14 protein-coding genes are annotated in these 16,335 nt (G+C 60.1%); 11 read left to right on the plus strand and 3 right to left on the minus strand.

The window, feature by feature from the left end; all coding sequences use genetic code 11:
* On the minus strand, positions 1 to 462 hold a 462-nt coding region (gene mobF, locus MNBBLIKP_RS05805), incomplete at its 3' end, for a MobF family relaxase (RefSeq protein WP_140420534.1).
* Positions 463 to 465: 3 nt separating this feature from the next.
* Positions 466 to 771, minus strand: a complete 306-nt coding sequence (locus tag MNBBLIKP_RS05810; RefSeq protein WP_088308412.1) for a hypothetical protein — start codon at positions 769 to 771, stop codon at positions 466 to 468.
* 766 nt (positions 772 to 1,537) lie between these two features.
* Here MNBBLIKP_RS05810 and MNBBLIKP_RS05815 point away from each other — a divergent pair.
* Positions 1,538 to 2,455 (plus strand): carbon-nitrogen hydrolase family protein, encoded by a 918-nt coding sequence (locus MNBBLIKP_RS05815; RefSeq protein ID WP_088308414.1) that lies wholly within the window; start codon positions 1,538 to 1,540, stop codon positions 2,453 to 2,455.
* 8 nt (positions 2,456 to 2,463) lie between these two features.
* On the opposite strand, the gene MNBBLIKP_RS05820 is transcribed toward MNBBLIKP_RS05815, so the two are convergent.
* Complete coding sequence (locus tag MNBBLIKP_RS05820; protein WP_088308416.1) at positions 2,464 to 3,468, minus strand: helix-turn-helix domain-containing protein; 1,005 nt, start codon at positions 3,466 to 3,468, stop codon at positions 2,464 to 2,466.
* 215 nt (positions 3,469 to 3,683) lie between these two features.
* Between MNBBLIKP_RS05820 and MNBBLIKP_RS05825 the strand changes: the two genes are divergently transcribed.
* From MNBBLIKP_RS05825 to MNBBLIKP_RS05870, 10 genes are all read left to right on the plus strand, one after another.
* Positions 3,684 to 6,023 (plus strand): TonB-dependent receptor, encoded by a 2,340-nt coding sequence (locus tag MNBBLIKP_RS05825; protein WP_088308418.1) that lies wholly within the window; start codon positions 3,684 to 3,686, stop codon positions 6,021 to 6,023.
* An 89-nt stretch (positions 6,024 to 6,112) separates the two neighbouring features.
* The gene (locus tag MNBBLIKP_RS05830) at positions 6,113 to 7,450 is read left to right on the plus strand and encodes an MFS transporter (RefSeq protein ID WP_088308420.1); all 1,338 of its coding nucleotides are present in this window, start codon (positions 6,113 to 6,115) and stop codon (positions 7,448 to 7,450) included.
* A gap of 3 nt (positions 7,451 to 7,453) precedes the next feature.
* Positions 7,454 to 9,073 carry a GMC family oxidoreductase gene (locus MNBBLIKP_RS05835; RefSeq protein ID WP_088308422.1) on the plus strand — a complete coding sequence of 540 codons (1,620 nt, stop codon included), beginning with the start codon at positions 7,454 to 7,456 and terminating at the stop codon, positions 9,071 to 9,073.
* Positions 9,070 to 10,560, plus strand: coding sequence for an aldehyde dehydrogenase family protein (locus tag MNBBLIKP_RS05840; protein WP_088308424.1), 1,491 nt, complete (start codon positions 9,070 to 9,072; stop codon positions 10,558 to 10,560). The genes MNBBLIKP_RS05835 and MNBBLIKP_RS05840 overlap by 4 nt, the downstream gene beginning before the upstream one ends.
* A complete protein-coding gene (locus MNBBLIKP_RS05845; RefSeq protein ID WP_088308426.1) occupies positions 10,560 to 11,657 on the plus strand; it encodes a M14 family metallopeptidase in 1,098 nt (365 codons plus the stop codon). The genes MNBBLIKP_RS05840 and MNBBLIKP_RS05845 overlap by 1 nt, the downstream gene beginning before the upstream one ends.
* 15 nt (positions 11,658 to 11,672) lie before the next feature.
* Positions 11,673 to 12,662: an MDR family oxidoreductase gene (locus MNBBLIKP_RS05850; RefSeq protein WP_088308427.1), complete on the plus strand. Its 990-nt coding sequence runs from the start codon at positions 11,673 to 11,675 to the stop codon at positions 12,660 to 12,662.
* A gap of 9 nt (positions 12,663 to 12,671) precedes the next feature.
* Positions 12,672 to 14,207 carry an AMP-binding protein gene (locus tag MNBBLIKP_RS05855; RefSeq protein ID WP_088308429.1) on the plus strand — a complete coding sequence of 512 codons (1,536 nt, stop codon included), beginning with the start codon at positions 12,672 to 12,674 and terminating at the stop codon, positions 14,205 to 14,207.
* A complete protein-coding gene (locus MNBBLIKP_RS05860) occupies positions 14,204 to 15,400 on the plus strand; it encodes a thiolase family protein (protein WP_088308431.1) in 1,197 nt (398 codons plus the stop codon). The genes MNBBLIKP_RS05855 and MNBBLIKP_RS05860 overlap by 4 nt, the downstream gene beginning before the upstream one ends.
* Positions 15,397 to 15,828 (plus strand): Zn-ribbon domain-containing OB-fold protein, encoded by a 432-nt coding sequence (locus MNBBLIKP_RS05865; RefSeq protein WP_088308432.1) that lies wholly within the window; start codon positions 15,397 to 15,399, stop codon positions 15,826 to 15,828. Before MNBBLIKP_RS05860 ends, MNBBLIKP_RS05865 begins: the two co-directional genes overlap by 4 nt.
* The gene (locus tag MNBBLIKP_RS05870; RefSeq protein WP_088308434.1) at positions 15,821 to 16,201 is read left to right on the plus strand and encodes a hypothetical protein; all 381 of its coding nucleotides are present in this window, start codon (positions 15,821 to 15,823) and stop codon (positions 16,199 to 16,201) included. Before MNBBLIKP_RS05865 ends, MNBBLIKP_RS05870 begins: the two co-directional genes overlap by 8 nt.
* The last annotated feature ends 134 nt before the right edge of the window (positions 16,202 to 16,335 follow it).

Raw genomic sequence — 16,335 nt, forward strand, 5'->3', positions numbered from 1 at the left:
GTTGGGTTCCTGGTTGCGGTTGGTATCGTGCTGGAACAGGGCAACGGTCAGGTTGTCGGTCTGGACCAGTCGCTCCTTGCCGCCGCGTTCCACCCGCATGAACGCCGCGTTGGCCTCGGCCCATTGCAGGGTCTCGATCACCGCCGAACGGTAGGCAGCGACGATCCGTTCGTCCTTGCCGACCAGCGCCAAGAGCGACCATGACTTGGGCAGCGAGAACGTCAGATCGGTCCCCGCGCGGTGTTGCGCCCCTTCGCGCCCGATGCGCCCGCCTTGGGGCAGTTCGCCGCGCAGGATCGCCTCGAACAGGCGGGGCTCCACCGTCCCCGACAGACCCAGTCGTTCGGCACCTTTGCCAACCCACACGCCCGATCGATCGGCATCGGTCTGAGCATAATAGTTGTCCTTGGCGAAGTACCCTGCAGCACCTCCTGCGGAGCGGACATTGGCCATCGACAGCATGGCTCAATCGCCTCCTCTCGATGCACCAAAGCGCTCGCGATACTCGCGCAGCCGCTTGCCGTGCGCAGCCTGGACCCGCGCCCTGATTTCCTTGTCGGCTTGGGCCATCAGTAGCCCATCGGCCGCGGCCGAAGTGAACAGCACATGGGACATCAGCCGATCCCGGAACGCTGCCTCATCTTGCCCTTCGATGGTTCCGATCACCGCAAGCTTGAGCCACTGGCTGACGCTCATGTGCGCCGCCTCGGCAGCCATTTTCACTGCCTCGTAAAGCTCCTGATCGACATAGCATTGCAGCGCAAAGCGCATGGGGCGTTCTCACATAGGCCGCCCACCTCGGCCGGAAACCCCTCAGCCACGAGACATCACGCTACTGTCTCTGCTGACCTGTAGGAAAGTTGTTTTTATCAAAGCCGGATCAATGCGTTAGACGTATTCTACTTTGATCTGAGTTGGGCAATCTGGCCTGACATTAGATGACATCAGGCGGGGACTTCGCGGCAAACCTCAAACGAATGGCGGAATTGCGCCAACCCCCAACACCGGGCTCCCGGGTACGGTGTGCTTGTAAGCCAGCTGCTCATAGGGTCCCGGAAAATCAATTGTTTCTCTAGTCGAAGGAATGAAGAATGTCCCGCATGGGGGTGCAGCCTGGCGAGGTTTGAGCCTGCCTGGCTTCGTTGGCATGGCAGGCATTCGTCCAAATAATGGGTAGCTCCGATTCCCTTCATTCATTCAGCTACCCTAGCTCAGTGGTAGAAGTTCATGGCGCAATCTGATGGCCGGTAACGTAGAGTGGCACCGACCAGAGACCAGTGCACTTAGGCCGATCGCACCACCATGCGTAGTCGCGACTTTTCAGGCAGCGGCTGAGTTGCCATCTCTAGTTCGGACTACCTATGGCTTGCATAGACCGATGACAGTCAGCTGCTTGCGACCCTCTCCCAACTCTCCATGGGCCGTTGCCAAATTGTGGAATGCCTTTTGATCCCGGCAAACCGATTTCTACTGCGATGATCACGGATGCTGTAGAGAGGATTGCAATTCACATGACAGTAGATGATCTCCGAAACCTATGACGAAGAAACTGATCGCGGCCGCCGTGCAATGGGCGCCCGAAGTGCTCGATTTGGAGCGCGGACTTCTGCGTGCGCGTGATGCGATGGCGGAAGCTGCGCGCAACGGTGCCCAGATCGCCGTCTTTCCCGAAACATGGCTGCTCGGCTATCCCTATTGGGCGAGCATTTCTGTGCGCGATGCCCGCTTTGCTGAGGCGCGACGTTTGTTGCAGCAACAGGCGCTGACCCGCGATGGGGAAGCCATGCGCGCGTTACAAAAGGCCGCCGCCGACACGGGAATTGCGGTTGTCATGGGACTACATGAGCGCGCCGGCGGCTCAATTTACAATGTCGCCGCCTATATCTCCGCAGACGGACAGCTACTCAACCTGCATCGCAAGTTGATGCCGACCAATACGGAGCGCCTGGTTTGGGGACAGGGGGATGGCTCCGACATGCAGTCAGTCGAAATGTCGGGCGCAAAAGTGAATGGGCTGATTTGCTTTGAGCACCAAATGACGCTGGCGCGACACGCGCTGGCGATCAAGGGCGTGCAAGTTCATGCTGCGCTTTGGCCCGGCCATGCTTTCATCAACGGCGTCATCGACGCATCGACCCGGCATATCGCTCACGAAAATGGGTGTTTTGTGGTTGCCGCACGCGAAGTAATGTCAATTGATCGGCTGGGCAAACATCTTCCTGATTTCAGCGACGAACCGGAACGCTGGTACGGCAACGGCGGCAGCGCGATCATCGCGCCGAACGGATCCTATCTGGTCGAACCCGTTTTTGATGAAGAGACGATCCTTTACCATGAGCTCGATTTTGCCCGCATCGATGATGCCAATTGGCTGTTCGACGGCGTGGGGCATTACGCGCGCCCCGATGTTTTTCAGTTGCGTTGGGATGAGTCGCCCAAGACGCCGCGCGCCTGATCGCAGCGTCAGCGACCGCGCTTGCGGACATCCTTGGGCAGGACGCCAAAATGGCGGCGAAACGCGGCTGTGAAATTGCCCGGAAAATTGAAACCGCAGGCATAGGCAACCTGGGTGACATTTTCGCCTTCTTCCTCAAGCAGGCGGCGCGCCTCTTCCATGCGAAACCGGTTGAGCAACTCGCCGCCAGTACCACCGTAGAGCATCTTCAAACCGAAATTCAGCTTGTTGGGGTTGACGCCGACCCGCCGTGCCAGCTCCTTGAGGTTGGGCGGATCGGCCAGCTCGGCATGCAAGATGTGATAGGCTTCCTCCAGACAGTGCCGGTCGCGCGGCGAGAAGGCAAATGGCCGGTTCCAGTCAGAATCGGAAAGCTGATTCAAGTTAAGCAGCGTTTCACACAGAAGATCGACGACGCGTGCCTCGGTTTGCGCCTTGGCGAGAATATTGGCTTCATCAGCGCTAATGATGTCCATCGCGCTGCGCGCCATTGCGGTGTTGAGGGCCAATTGCGCGCCAAATGTCGATTGCAGCCGCCCCTCGACAAATTCGCGGACCGGAACCGGAAGGCTGCCGAGTTCATTGCCAAAAACCGTGCCCAGGCTGTCGCGCGAACAGAACACTGTGATCCAGCATTCCTCATGCCCTTCAAATCGGGATTCGAATTTGGGCTGGCCTTCGGGCTGAAGCAGGATGCCGGCGAACTGCCCGGCCATCGGCACGGCATCTTCATTGCCTAGCGCATAGCAACCTTCGCCCTTCAGGCGAAAGTGCAGCTTCATCACGTCTTCGCTGGTGAAGCATGTGTCCAACTGGCGCTGCAGCACTCCGGCTGCGGTCAGGACTTCAAACCCAAGGCCAGTCTTGATGAAACTATAGGCGCCATTTCCGTTCTTGAAGGAGTCGTGCAGGCGCATTTGACTTGGGGCGACTTTTTCATGCTCGCGCCTCAGATTGTGGGCGATCTGCTTAGGGTCATGCCCACTTGCATAAAGTTCCGATATCGCGCCCATGTGAGTTCCTGGCCTCGCTCAATCGTTTTATGGCAGTCTTGAATCCTTGAGTCGATGCTTTGGGGCCTTTCGACCGGGCCGTGAAGCAACTCGCATTAGAATCGCTGCTGGCCGCATAAGTTTCTTGCCCGGTGCAGTCTATCCATTGTGGCTGGACCAAATGGTGGAGGGCCAGCGCCATGGTCATACCAGTTCGGTTCTAAGGGAGGATCTCAATGCGCAAGATCGCAACTGCCAGTTTCAAAACCACGCTCATCGCTTCGGTTTCTGCCGCCTGCCTCATCGCAGCACCTGCAAGTGCGCAGGATGCGGCAGAAGAAGATAATCCCGGTGACGCCGGCGAAATTGTCGTAACCGCGACCAAGCAAGGCGCGCAGTCGCTGATCGATGTGCCGCAATCGATTAGTGCAGTTGGTGGGGAAGACCTTCAACGGGCCGGTGCACAGGGGATCGGCGATATTGCCGCCAAGGTTCCGGGTTTGAGTGCGTTTGGTGCCGGTTCCAATCAGACCAAGATCAAGCTGCGTGGCGTATCGAGCGCAAGCGAATCCGAACCGCAGGAAACAGTCGCCATCTATCTGGATGACGTTCCGATCACCGGCTCAGGCGGCACCAACAACGAAAACGGGGCCTCGCCAGACCTGGGGCTGTTTGATCTCAACCGGATCGAAGTCCTGAAAGGGCCGCAAGGCACGCTTTACGGCAGTGGATCGCTGGGCGGCACAGTGCGCTACATTCTCAATACGCCCGATCTCAATGATTTTGAAGGGAGGGCTCAGGCTCGCGTTTCAACTACCAAACGGGGTTCTGAATCCTATGGCCTCGATGCAGTTTTGAATATTCCTATCGTCCAGGACAAAATGGCGCTGCGCCTCGCGGGTTCCTTTGCCCACAACGGCGGATGGATCGACAATACGGCTCCGGTGGTTGGGCTTGGCCTGACGCCGACCGGTACGGGCCGTAAAGATGCCAATAGCGACGACAACTGGATGGTTCGTGCAACTCTGGAGATCCGTCCAGTTGAAGAGCTGACGATGCGCGCACGTTACATGCATCGCCAGTTTGACGTGAAGGGTGAAAGCAGCGTCGATACAGCACGCGGCGACTACACCCAGCCCTGGAAAATCGAGCCGTTTAACAAGGACAATATCGACCTCTACGACCTGTACCTGGAATATGATGCAGGCTCGGTAGTGATCAGCTCATCCACATCCTATTTCGATCGCGACACCCTCGACCTGCAGGACACAAACCGTTTCTCGCAGTTGCTGTTCACTGCCAATTCACCGTCCTCAACCCTGATCAATTCCAACCGGCAGAAGGATTTCACCGAAGAGCTGCGTGTGTCGTTCGATACTGGCAGCATGATCAAGGGGGTGGTTGGTCTCTACTACCAGAAGCAGACCAAGGACTTCACTCAGGATGCTCCTAGCCCGGGCCTCAATGATTTTTGCGCTGCCAATGCCGGCTGCTTTGGTAGCCCGGTGCCCATTGCAGACCTCAATCCCGTCTTTCCAACGGTCAATCGTTATGTGGTCGGCAGCTTCCCCAACGTGTTCCAGAGCGTGGTACCCCAGGACCTCAAGCAGTTCGCCGTATTCGGGGAATTGACCTTCAGCCTCACTGAGCAGTTGGACGTGATCGTTGGTGGCCGCTACTTTGATCTGAAGGGCAATTTCGACTACCGCTCGCGCGGTACCTTCTCTTCGCCTGGCGCTGATGCGCGTTCGGGATCCTACCAGGAAGATGGGTTCAATCCGAAGGGCACGATTTCGTACAAGCCCAATGACGATACGACGCTCTACGCTACGGCCTCCAAGGGCTTCCGTGCCGGTGGCTTTAATCAGCCGATCCCCAGCACACCCCAATGCATTGCCGAGCTGAACAGTCTGGGCATCACCAACAGTGCTGTTTCTTTCGACTCGGACAGTCTGTGGAACTATGAAGTGGGCGGTAAGGCCAAGATTGCTGACGGCAAAGTCTATGTTGCCGGCTCGGCTTATTATCTGAACTGGAGCGACGTGCAGGTCCGGCGTCAGCTGGGCTGCGGTTTCACTTTCTTCAGCAACGCAGCCAGTGCGCGCAGCATCGGTTTTGAAGGCTCGATCTCGGCCAAGCCTGCCGACGGCCTCAGTACCGATCTGTCGGTCAGCTATGTCGATGCCCAATTGCAAGAGACTCTTCCGCAAATCGGCGCAAAGGGTGACAGTCTGCCGGGCGTGCCTAATTGGACCATTGGATTTGCGGTCGATTATGAGCGTCCGATCAGCGAGCGGCTTGACTGGTTTGGCCGCGTCGACATGAGCTATGTCTCCAAGTTCCGTTCATCCATCAGCCCGACGGACCCGTCGCGGCGCGATGGCGGCGACTATTTGATCACCAATGTCCGGCTGGGCCTGGCTGGCGAAGGCGACCAGAGCTGGACCTTGGCGCTTTATGCCAACAACCTGTTCGACACGCGTGCGGTGGTCGGTACCCAAAGCAACCTGTTCGGTGACTATCAATTCATCAACCGTCCGCGCGAAATCGGGCTGCAGGCAAACATCAAATTCTAAGCTCGTGGGCTGAATTCAAGATCATGTTACCAGGTGCGCAATGTGCCTGGTAACATTCTTGCCGCAACCGGTTTGAAGGACGCTGTCGCATGATGGAAAGCAGTACCGCTCGAAGTCTGATCTACGCAGGTCCCGCCATCGTTCTGTCGATGATGACCTTTGCGCTCATCGTCTATATCCCGGCCTTTTACGCAACTGAGACGGGACTGTCGCTGGCAGCGGTTGGCGCGGCCTTCTTTGCGGCGCGCCTTTGGGATGCCTTTATCGATCCCTTGATCGGCTATTTTTGTGACAAGACCAACACCCGCTGGGGGCGCCGCAAGCCCTGGATTGCAATGGGGGTGCCGTTTCTGCTGCTTACCGCGTGGTGGTTGTTCGTACCCGGGAGCGAAGGCGGCAAGAGCATCGGCTATTTGCTGGTGTCGATCTTTCTCTTTTACGTGCTGTGGACCGGTGTGCAGATCCCTTACCTTTCGCTTGGCGCGGAATTGTCCTCGGACTATGCCGAGCGCAGCCGCATCGTTGGCTATCGCGAAAGCGCGATGTTCGTCGGCACCATATTGGCTACGGCAATACCTGTGCTGGTTTTCACATCGGGTAATCCGAGCATTGGGCAGATTCTGGAATTGTTTTTCCAGATGTCGCTGATCATCCTGCCGATAACGGCCCTGCTGTTGCTTTGGAAAGTGCCCGAACCAAAACCAGCCGAAAGCCATGTGCCAACGTTAAAGGAAACGTTGGCTGCGTTGCAGCGCAATCGCGCCTTTCTGCGCCTTAACGTCGCGGCATTCCTGCTGTGGCTTGGACTGCACATCTATAACGCAGGCGTGCTGCTGGTGATCCAGCACCAGTTGAAACTGCCGACTTCGATCTTTCTGCAGTTGGTGCTGGTCCAATTTGCGGTTGGCCTGGTCTTCAACCCGCTGTTGATCCGCCTCGCGAACCGCTGGGGCAAGCACAAGACGCTGGGTTTGGCTGCTCTGCTGGTCAGTCTGTCCTTGCCATTGCTCGCGCTGATGCCGACCGGAGACAAGACTGCGGTCATGTTGATGTTTGGCCTGCTCGGCATCACCATTTCGCCGATCTGGGTGCTGCCAACCGCGCTGGTCGCCGATGCGGTGGACCTTGGCCGTTTCAAAGGCGGCGGCGACCAATCGGGCATGTATATGGCAATCTATAACCTGATGGTGAAGTTCGCGCTGGCGCTGAGCGTCGGTGTTGCCCTTCCCCTGATGCAGTTGTTCGGGTTTGACCCGAATACGGGTGCGGGCAGCGAGGCTCTGGTGGCGGTGACACTGCTGCTCCCAGCGGCGGCGCTGGTTCCAGCCGCATGGCTGCTCTTCACCTATCCTCTCGATCAGCGTCGGCTTGGCGTTGTGCAGCGTTGGCTCGCCCGTTCGGCCCGGCGTTCAGAAATCAGAGCGTGAAACATGTCCAAGCAATTTGACTATATCATCATCGGTGGCGGCTCAGCGGGGGCTGTCGTCGCCAACCGGCTGAGCGAAGATTCGGGCACATCGGTGCTCCTCCTTGAGGCGGGGGGCAGCGACATGCACCCCTTTACGCGCATCCCGGCGGGCAGCGCACTTGCCATCGCCAGCCCCAAGTTCAACTGGATGTATGATGTCGAGCCCGATCCGTCACGCGATGGCCGTGTGGACATCTGGCCGGCCGGCAAAGTGCTGGGCGGCGGCAGTTCGATCAACGGCATGATGTTCGTGCGGGGGAATGCCTGGGACTATGACCTGTGGGCACAGAAGGGGGCCACAGGCTGGGACTATGCCGGCGTCCTGCCCTATTTCCGCAAGATGGAAAGCTATGCGCTGGGCAGTGACGATTGGCGTGGTGGCCAGGGCCCGCAGCATGTCGATCGCACGCGCGTACCCAATGAGTTGACCGACCTCTGGGTCAAATCGGCGGAGAAAATTGGCATCCGGCGCAATGATGATCTGAACGGCGCGAGCCAGGAAGGCGTGGGCTATTGCGATGCATCGCAAAAGGACGGCTGGCGGCATTCAACGGCGCAGGCCTATATCCGCGGTATCAAGGGCAAGCGGGCCAATTTCACTTTGGAATTGAAAGCCTTCGTCGAACGGATAATCATCGAGGGTGGTCGCGCGGTCGGCGTGCGCTATTCGAAAAATGGCCGTGGGATGGAAGTACGCGCACGCAAGGGCGTGGTGCTGTCAGCGGGAGCGATCGCTTCGCCCAAATTGCTGCTGTTATCGGGCATTGGGCCTGCCGAGGAACTGGCGCAACACGAGATCCCAATGGTGGTGGACAGCCCCGACGTCGGTGCAAATCTGCAGGAGCATCCTGCGGTCATCATGAGTTTTCACGTCAACAAGCCGTCGCTGGGAGCGAACCGCAACCCCGTTTCCGACCTGCTTCACGGGATGAATTTCATCTTTCGCGGGCGCGGGCCGCTGACCACCGGGATCGGCCATGCCCAGGCGCTGGTGAAGACCGATGATCGTTATGCTGCACCCAATGTGCAGCTCATCATTTCGCCTTTTTCCTACGATTTCGACGAGCGCGGACCAAAACTCTACAACAAGCCCAGCGTTGGCCTTGCGGTGGGGCTCGCTCGCCCGGAATCGCGCGGTACCGTGAGACTCAAATCGGCCGACCCCAAGGACAAGCCGCTGATCAACTACCCTTTGCTCGGCGAGCAGAGCGAAGTCGATCAGATGGTGGCGGGTTGCCGCATTTTGCGCAAGATTGCCCATGCCGAACCGTTCCGTGATGTGTTGGTCGATGAGCGGCTGCCGGGCGCAGAAGTTGAAAGCGATGCTGAGCTGGAACGCTATATCCGGCAATTCGCTTTCCCGATGTACCATGTTTCCTGCAGCTGCCGGATGGGAAGCGATCCTGCGTCGGTGGTTGATCCGGAGTTGCGGGTGCGCGGCGTTTCCGGGCTTTGGGTGGTGGACGCATCAGTGATGCCGACGCTGCCAGCGGGCAACATCAACGCTAGCGCGATCATGATCGGCGAAAGGGGCGCTGACTTGATCAAGCAACAGGCCAAGACGCCGGAGACCGTGCAATGAACGCCGAAATCAAGCTGACTGGAACTGCCACTGACTTGCGCCCCTTCTTTGGCGGAGCTCGGCAGGCAGGAGGTGCTGGCGAAATGGATCGGCTTAATCCGGCCGATGGCAAGACCGGCCAATCGCTGCCGCTTTGTTCACAAAGTGACGTAGATGCCGCCGTTCAAGCGGCGCGCGCCGCGTGGGACGCGGGCTGGCGCAATCTGAGCAGCGGCGAGCGCCAGGCGCAATTGCTCGAATTGGCGCGGCTGGTGTCGGCCCATGCTGAGGAATTAGGCCGACTCGACAGCATCGAAATGGGCAAGCCGATGGGCGATGCGGTTTTCGATGCGCATGTCGCGGCGGGCTTCATCGCTTATGCGGCGCAAGCGATCGACAAAAGGCTGGGCGCGACCGCACCGCATGAGGTCGGCAGGCTGGAGGTGCAGCAGCGTCTGCCGCGCGGCGTTGTCGGTGCAATTGTGCCGTGGAATTTCCCCATCATCAATGCCGCGCTAAAGACCGGCCCGGCCTTAGCGACCGGTAATTGCATCGTCCTCAAACCGTCTGAGATCGCTTCCGGTTCGACCCTGCTGCTGGCCGAGCTCGCGCAGCAGGCGGGGATTGCAGACGGCGTCGTTAATGTCGTCACTGGCGGTCCCGAGGTGGGCAATTGGCTGGTCAGCCATCCGGGCGTGGACATGGTGACCTTCACCGGTTCCACCGCGACCGGCCGCATGGTGATGGCGGCCGCAGCAGCGCAATCACTCAAACCGGTTTTGCTTGAGTGCGGCGGAAAATCGCCACAAATCGTCTTTGCAGATGCCATTGCCAGCCTGGGCGCGACTGCGCTTGCCCAGGCCTGCAGCGGCGCTGCCCTTTGGAACCAGGGGCAGGTCTGCGTCTCACGCTCGCGCCTCTATGTCGAGCGCAGCGCGGCAGACGAGCTGATCGAGGCTTTGCTCGGTCATCTGAAATCGATCCAGCCTTCGCATCCTCAGCAAGTCGGGTGCGCCTTCGGACCACTTGCCAGCAAGGCACAGTATGACAAGGTCTGTGCGGCGATCGCTGCGGGGGAAGCGTCGGGCGCGAAATTGCTGATCGATGGGCGCAAGACCGCCGCGCCTGAAGACGGTTACTATGTCGGCCCGACTTTGTTCGTCGATGTGCCTGCCGACAATGCGTTGATGCGCGAGGAAATCTTCGGTCCCGTCATTGCTCTTGCCCGCTTCGACAGCGAAGACGAGGCACTGCGGCTTGCCAACGACAGCGACTATGGACTGGCCGCCACCGCCTGGACCACCGATTTTGCACGCGCGCACCGGCTGGGCGATGCCCTGGAGGCAGGCAGGGTCGCGATCAATTCGGCGATCAGCAATAAGCCGGGCTGCTGGCAAGCTCATGCATCCGAACCGTGGAAGCAATCAGGCTTTGGCGCCGAAGGCGGCATGGTCGGGTTTGACGCCTACACGCGCCTCAAGTCCATCCAATATGTGTTTGGCGACTAATGTTAGCAGAGATCGAGCCCTGGTTCGCGCATGACTATCGCACCGCGCGCGGGCTCTTCCTGAAAGCCGCTGAGCAGAACGGGCTTTCTGTCCAAAGCATCGTCCATCCCCTGCGCGGCCCCGAAGGCGATGAGTTAGCGACCGATGCCGTTCGGATTGGCCCGCACGACGCCGACAAGCTGCTTGTGCTCACATCAGGCATGCATGGGGTGGAACTTTATTGCGGTTCCATGTGTCAGGCGGCGCTGATCGCGAGCGGGTATTTCTCCAGCTTGCCGGACGGGATGGCCGTGTTGCTGGTGCATGCGATCAACCCATGGGGATCGGCGCATGGACGCCGGGTCAACGAGAATAATGTCGATCCCTGCCGCAACTTTTTGGACTTTGCACGGCCTCTACCGAACAATGCCGACTATCCTCGGCTCCATCCGCATTTGGCCGACGCCGATCGACCCGGCGAAGCCGGTGACAATGCTCGTGCCGCATTGTCCGCCTTACGTGCTGAATGGGGCGATGCGCGGTTCAACGCGGCGCAATTTGGGGGGCAATACGCCAATCCCGACGGCGTATTCTATGGTGGCCAATCTGCGGAATGGACCAACCGCACGATCAGCGGCTTGTTGCGCGAGCATGGCGGCCATGCGCGGCGCGTCGCGACGCTGGACTATCACAGCGGCATCGGACCTTGGGGCGAAATGCTTGGTGTCGTGGTTCATACCAGCGAAGGGCTGGCGCGTGCACGGCGCTGGTACGGCGATGCCGTTCTGGCACCCAACGATCCCGATCAGGATGATCCCGGGTACTATCCCGTCACCGGCCATAGCAGCGACGGATATGAGGCCGCATTGCCGGGTGTTGAGGTTACCGCTGTAGTGCTCGAATTTGGAACCTATCCACTCGACCGGGGGTCCGAGGCGCTGGGCCAGGAACATTGGCTCAACAGCAACAATGGGGACTGCGACCCCGCTGAAGCGCGGGCGATCAAAGCGGCGCTTGCCAGGCATTTCAACCCCGATGATGCCGCGTGGCGGGCCACTGTGTGGGACAAATCGAGACACGCGATCCGGCAGGCGATTGCTGGCCTTGTTGAAGACTAAAGAAGAGAAATACCGATGACTGAATTCAATGCCATCGTTGCCCGCGAAGTGGACCGCCGCTCACAAGGGACGCTGGAAACGCTCACGCTCGATGTTCTCCCGGACCGCGATGTGCTGGTAAAGATCGAATATTCCTCGCTCAACTATAAGGATGCGCTGGCGGTGTCGGGACGCGGCAAGATTTGCCGGTCCATGCCGATGGTGTGCGGAATCGATCTTGCGGGCACGATCGCGGAATCGGCGCATCAGGACTGGAAGGCGGGCGACCGTGTGGTGATCAATGGCTTTGGCATGTCAGAGACTGTCTGGGGCGGCTATAGCCAGTATCAGCGCGTTTCATCGGACTGGCTGGTGCGCTTGCCCGAGACCTTTGCACCGGAGCAGGCCATGGCGATCGGCACAGCGGGCTATACCGCGATGCTATGCGTGCACGCTTTGCAGGATCACGGCGTAACACCGGATGACGGACGGATTTGCGTTTCGGGCGCCTCGGGCGGCGTTGGCTCGGTCGCTCTGCTGCTGCTCGCCAAGCTGGGCTATCAGGCTGTCGCGGTGAGCGGACGACCCGAAACCGAACCCTATCTGCGCGAACTGGGCGCGGTCGATGTGATCGACCGGGCCGAGCTGGACCGCGATCCGCGCCCGCTGGAAAAGGAAGTTTGGACCGCTGGGATCGACTGCGTTGGCAGCAAGACATTGGCGACCATGCTGGCACAAACCCGCTATGAAGGCATTGTCGCGGCCTGCGGGCTTGCTGGGGGCGCCGATCTACCCACCACCGTAATGCCCTTCATCTTGCGCGGGGTGACGCTGCGCGGGGTGGATTCGGTGATGGCTGCCCAACCCCGGCGGCAACGGGCATGGGACGACCTGGCCCGGCTGGTTGCCCCTGCCGAACTGGCGGCCGTGTTCGACATCCGGCCGATGTCTGATCTTCCCAAGCTTGCCACCCAGTTGCTCGACGGGCAGCTGCGTGGCCGTATCGTCATCGATGTGAACCGCTAAGGAAGGGATGTGACAGACACGATCGCCATCCTGTCGGGAGAGCGCAGCCTCAGCCGAAGCGCGCTGACTGCGGCAGCCAAGGGCGCGGCGCGCGTACTCGCCGAACATGGCGTGGGCGCGGGCGATGTGGTTGCTCTGCTCGCGCGCAATGGCTTTGGCTATTTCGTCTTTAACGAAGCAGCGCGGCGGCTTGGGGCCTGCATCACGCCGGTCAACTGGCATCTGAAACCTGCAGAAGTCGCTTATATCATAGCCGATTGCGCGCCCAAGGTCGTGATCGCCCATGCCGATCTGGCAACAGACGCGATGCGCGCCGCCTTTGGCGATAGACCAGTCTTCATCGAAGCCGTCGCGCCGGAGATCGCCGCCGCCTACGGCTTGAGCGAGGCGCAATGCTCGCTGCGCGCTGGCGACGTGGCGCTCAGTGAGGCCGCACAAGTTGCGGAGCCATGGGAAGACGCCCATCCTGCGCCGCCGTCAGCGCTCTTCTACACGTCAGGAACGACTGGCCACCCCAAGGCAGTCAAGCGCGAAACCCTTCCGCCCGACGTTCAGGCCGCGGTGACTGAGCGCACCGTGACAGCGTTCGGGCTTGCCGACGGCAAAGTGACGGCCACGGTGATGACCGGCCCGCTCTACCACAGCGCGCCTTTTGCCTATGCGACCAATGCGCTGCGGCTGGGCGGCATGGTGATCCTGCAACCGCGCTTTGATGCTGCCGAACTGCTTGCGCTGATAGAGCAGCACCGCGTCTCGCATCTGCACATGGTGCCAACCATGTTCAACCGGCTGCTGGCCTTGCCCGATCAGGTGCGCCGCCGCCATGACCTGTCGAGTCTGGTTGCCATCACCCATGGCGCCGCACCTTGTCCGAGCGACGTGAAGCGCGCGATGATTGACTGGTTGGGGCCAGCAGTGCGTGAATATTACGCGATGACCGAATTGGGCATCGTCGCCTGCAGCACCTCTGCCGAATGGCTCGCCCATCCCGGCTCGGTCGGTCGCGCTGCCCCGGGCGTCGATATCCGCATCATGGATGAAGGTGGTGCTGATCTGCCGACAGGCATGGCCGGAGACATTTGCGTGCGCCATGCGGGAACGGACGCTGTCTATTACCACAATGCGCCGGAGAAGACTGCATCGCTGCGCCGTAACGGCTTTGTTGTGACGGGCGACATTGGGGCGCTCGATGCCGACGGCTTTCTGACGATCAGCGATCGGCGGACCGACATGATCCTGTCAGGCGGGGTCAATATCTATCCGGCGGAAATCGAGGCAGCATTGCTTGGCCATCCCGCTGTCGCCGATGCTGCCGTGTTCGGTCTGCCCCATGCCGAGTTTGGCGAACAGGTAGCTGCCGTGCTGCAATATCGCGCGCCCGTGGCGGAGACGGAACTGCGCGCCTTCCTCAAAGAGCGATTGGCCGACTTCAAATTGCCCAAGCTGATCCGCGCGATTGACGCCCTGCCGCGCGAAGATTCTGGCAAGGTGCGCAAACGTCTGCTGCGCGATGAATGGCTGGCGGAACTGGAAAGGGCAGGATGACGCACGGCGTTGCCATCGCCGGATGGTCGGCGCTGCGCGTTGGCAAATACATGCCTGGGCCGGGTGCGCGGGGCATAGTTCCCGAAGCCGACCGGCTGTTTCCGGTCGTGCGCGATGCGCTGGCCATGGCAGGCATTGGCCCCGATCAGGTGGGTGCCGCTTTGTTTGCCAGCAACCCGCCTTCAACCGAACAATTGGGCTTTGCCGTGCAGATGGCCTCGCGGCTTGGCCTCAAATGCCGGGCGATGCTGGCCGAGGTTGGCATCATGGGTCTGACCGGCGGGCTAGCCTTTGACATGGCTGCCGACACGATCCGGCTGGGTCGCAGCGACTATGCGCTGGCGTTGGGCCTTTGCTATCAGGCGAACGAGCGGGTGCCGGTGGCGATGGAACGGGGCAACCGTGTTGTTGGCGATGTCGATTTCCAGTCAATCTATGGCCTGACGCCAATCAGCTGGTACGGCCTTGATGCCGCGCGCTATCTGCACGAAACCGGACAGACACCAGCCGATCTTGCTGCGATCGTCCTCAAGTCGCGCGCCTTTGCCGCAGACAATCCGTTGGCGCAGTTCCGCACACCCCTCACGTTGGACGAAATTCTGTCAGCGGATCGCATTGTCGACCCCTTGGGGCGGCATGATGTTCCGGCCCAGGCCGACGGCGCCATCTGCCTCGTGCTGGCACGCGAGGATATGGTGGCGCATAAAGGCGCGCGCTATGCCAGATTGTCGGGACGCGGCTATGCCCATGACGGGCATTTCCAAATCGGGGACCGCGCCCATGACATCACGGCTTTTCCAGCAGCGCGGCAGGCGGTGGGTGACTGCCTGGCCGATGCGGACTGCGCGCTGGAGGCAGTGGACCTGTTTGAGCTGTACGCACCCTGTTCGATCACCGAGGCGCTGGTCACCGAAGCCATAGGCCTGTTTGCCAAGGGTGAAGGCTGCAGGGCCGCGCGCGACGGCATCAGTGGGCCCGGCGGCGCGCGTCCAGTCAATACATCGGGCGGTTGCCTCGCGCGCGGCCATCCTCCCTCTCTAACCGGTCTTTACGGCTTGCTTGAATGCGCTGAGCAGGTGACGGGCAGGGCAGGGGCGCGGCAGGTCACGGGCGCGCGCCGCGCGCTGCACACTTGCGAAGGCGGCAATTACAATCTCGCTCTGGCCCACATGCTTGAAGGTATTGGGCCATGATCGCGGTGATAAAATGTACGGGAAAGCTGCCGCGCCTCCCGCGTCACAGCCAGCTGACCCGCTGGTTCTGGGAAGGGCTGGATCAGGGCGTACTGCAAACAACGCGCTGCGCTGATTGCGGCAGGCTGTCCTTCCCCCCCCGTCCCGATTGCCCCGACTGTTTGGGCGAACGCACGGAATGGCAAATCCTGCCGCCGAGTGGAACGCTTTATTCCCGCACGCGCATTCATGTGGTTCCCGAGGCCTTTATCGACGCTGCCCCGCTTGATGTCGGCATCATTGATCATGATGCAGGGCTACGGTTCCTGTGCTGGTTGGTGGAAGGCGCACAGACCGCGCCGCTCGACAGCCGATTGGAACTGGTGGCGCTGCGCTATGCGAACGGGACGGTGTTTGGAGCTCGACCAGAGGTGACCGGAAATGCTTGAGTGGATTGTCGAAACCTCTGGCCTAATCCAGCTGACCATTGCGGTGTTGCTGGGCTGGCCGATCTACCTCCACCGCCAATCGGCATTTCTGCAGCGGGTGATCCCCGGTCGTGCGCGCCTGCTGCAATCGCATATCGACGATATCTTTATGGGGATATTGCACATCGTCCTCGCTGGCTATGTGGCCAAGGGCGGACCCATATTGGTTGGCCTGTTCATCTTCGGCAGCTGGATGAACGCGCAGATCTTCCTTTTTCTGGCGCTGTCCAATGATGGCTGTGCGAGCCGATCCTGGTTTCGGATGATTACCTTGCTCTCATTCACGTCTTTGACCGTCGCCTATCTTTGGCTGCTACTGCTGCAATTCGCTTGATTTCGTGATCCTGCAATACTTTCCTGGAGAGACCGGAGAGGCTTGCAGCCACTGTGGAGCGCACAGCCCAAGCCCCGAAGAAATCAGTCGACTGTTCAATTGGTTGAAAAATTGCACCTGCGCCTACCCTCGCC

Origin of the sequence: Novosphingobium sp. B 225 (genome assembly GCF_002198665.1) — a bacterium.
Lineage (GTDB): Bacteria > Pseudomonadota > Alphaproteobacteria > Sphingomonadales > Sphingomonadaceae > Novosphingobium.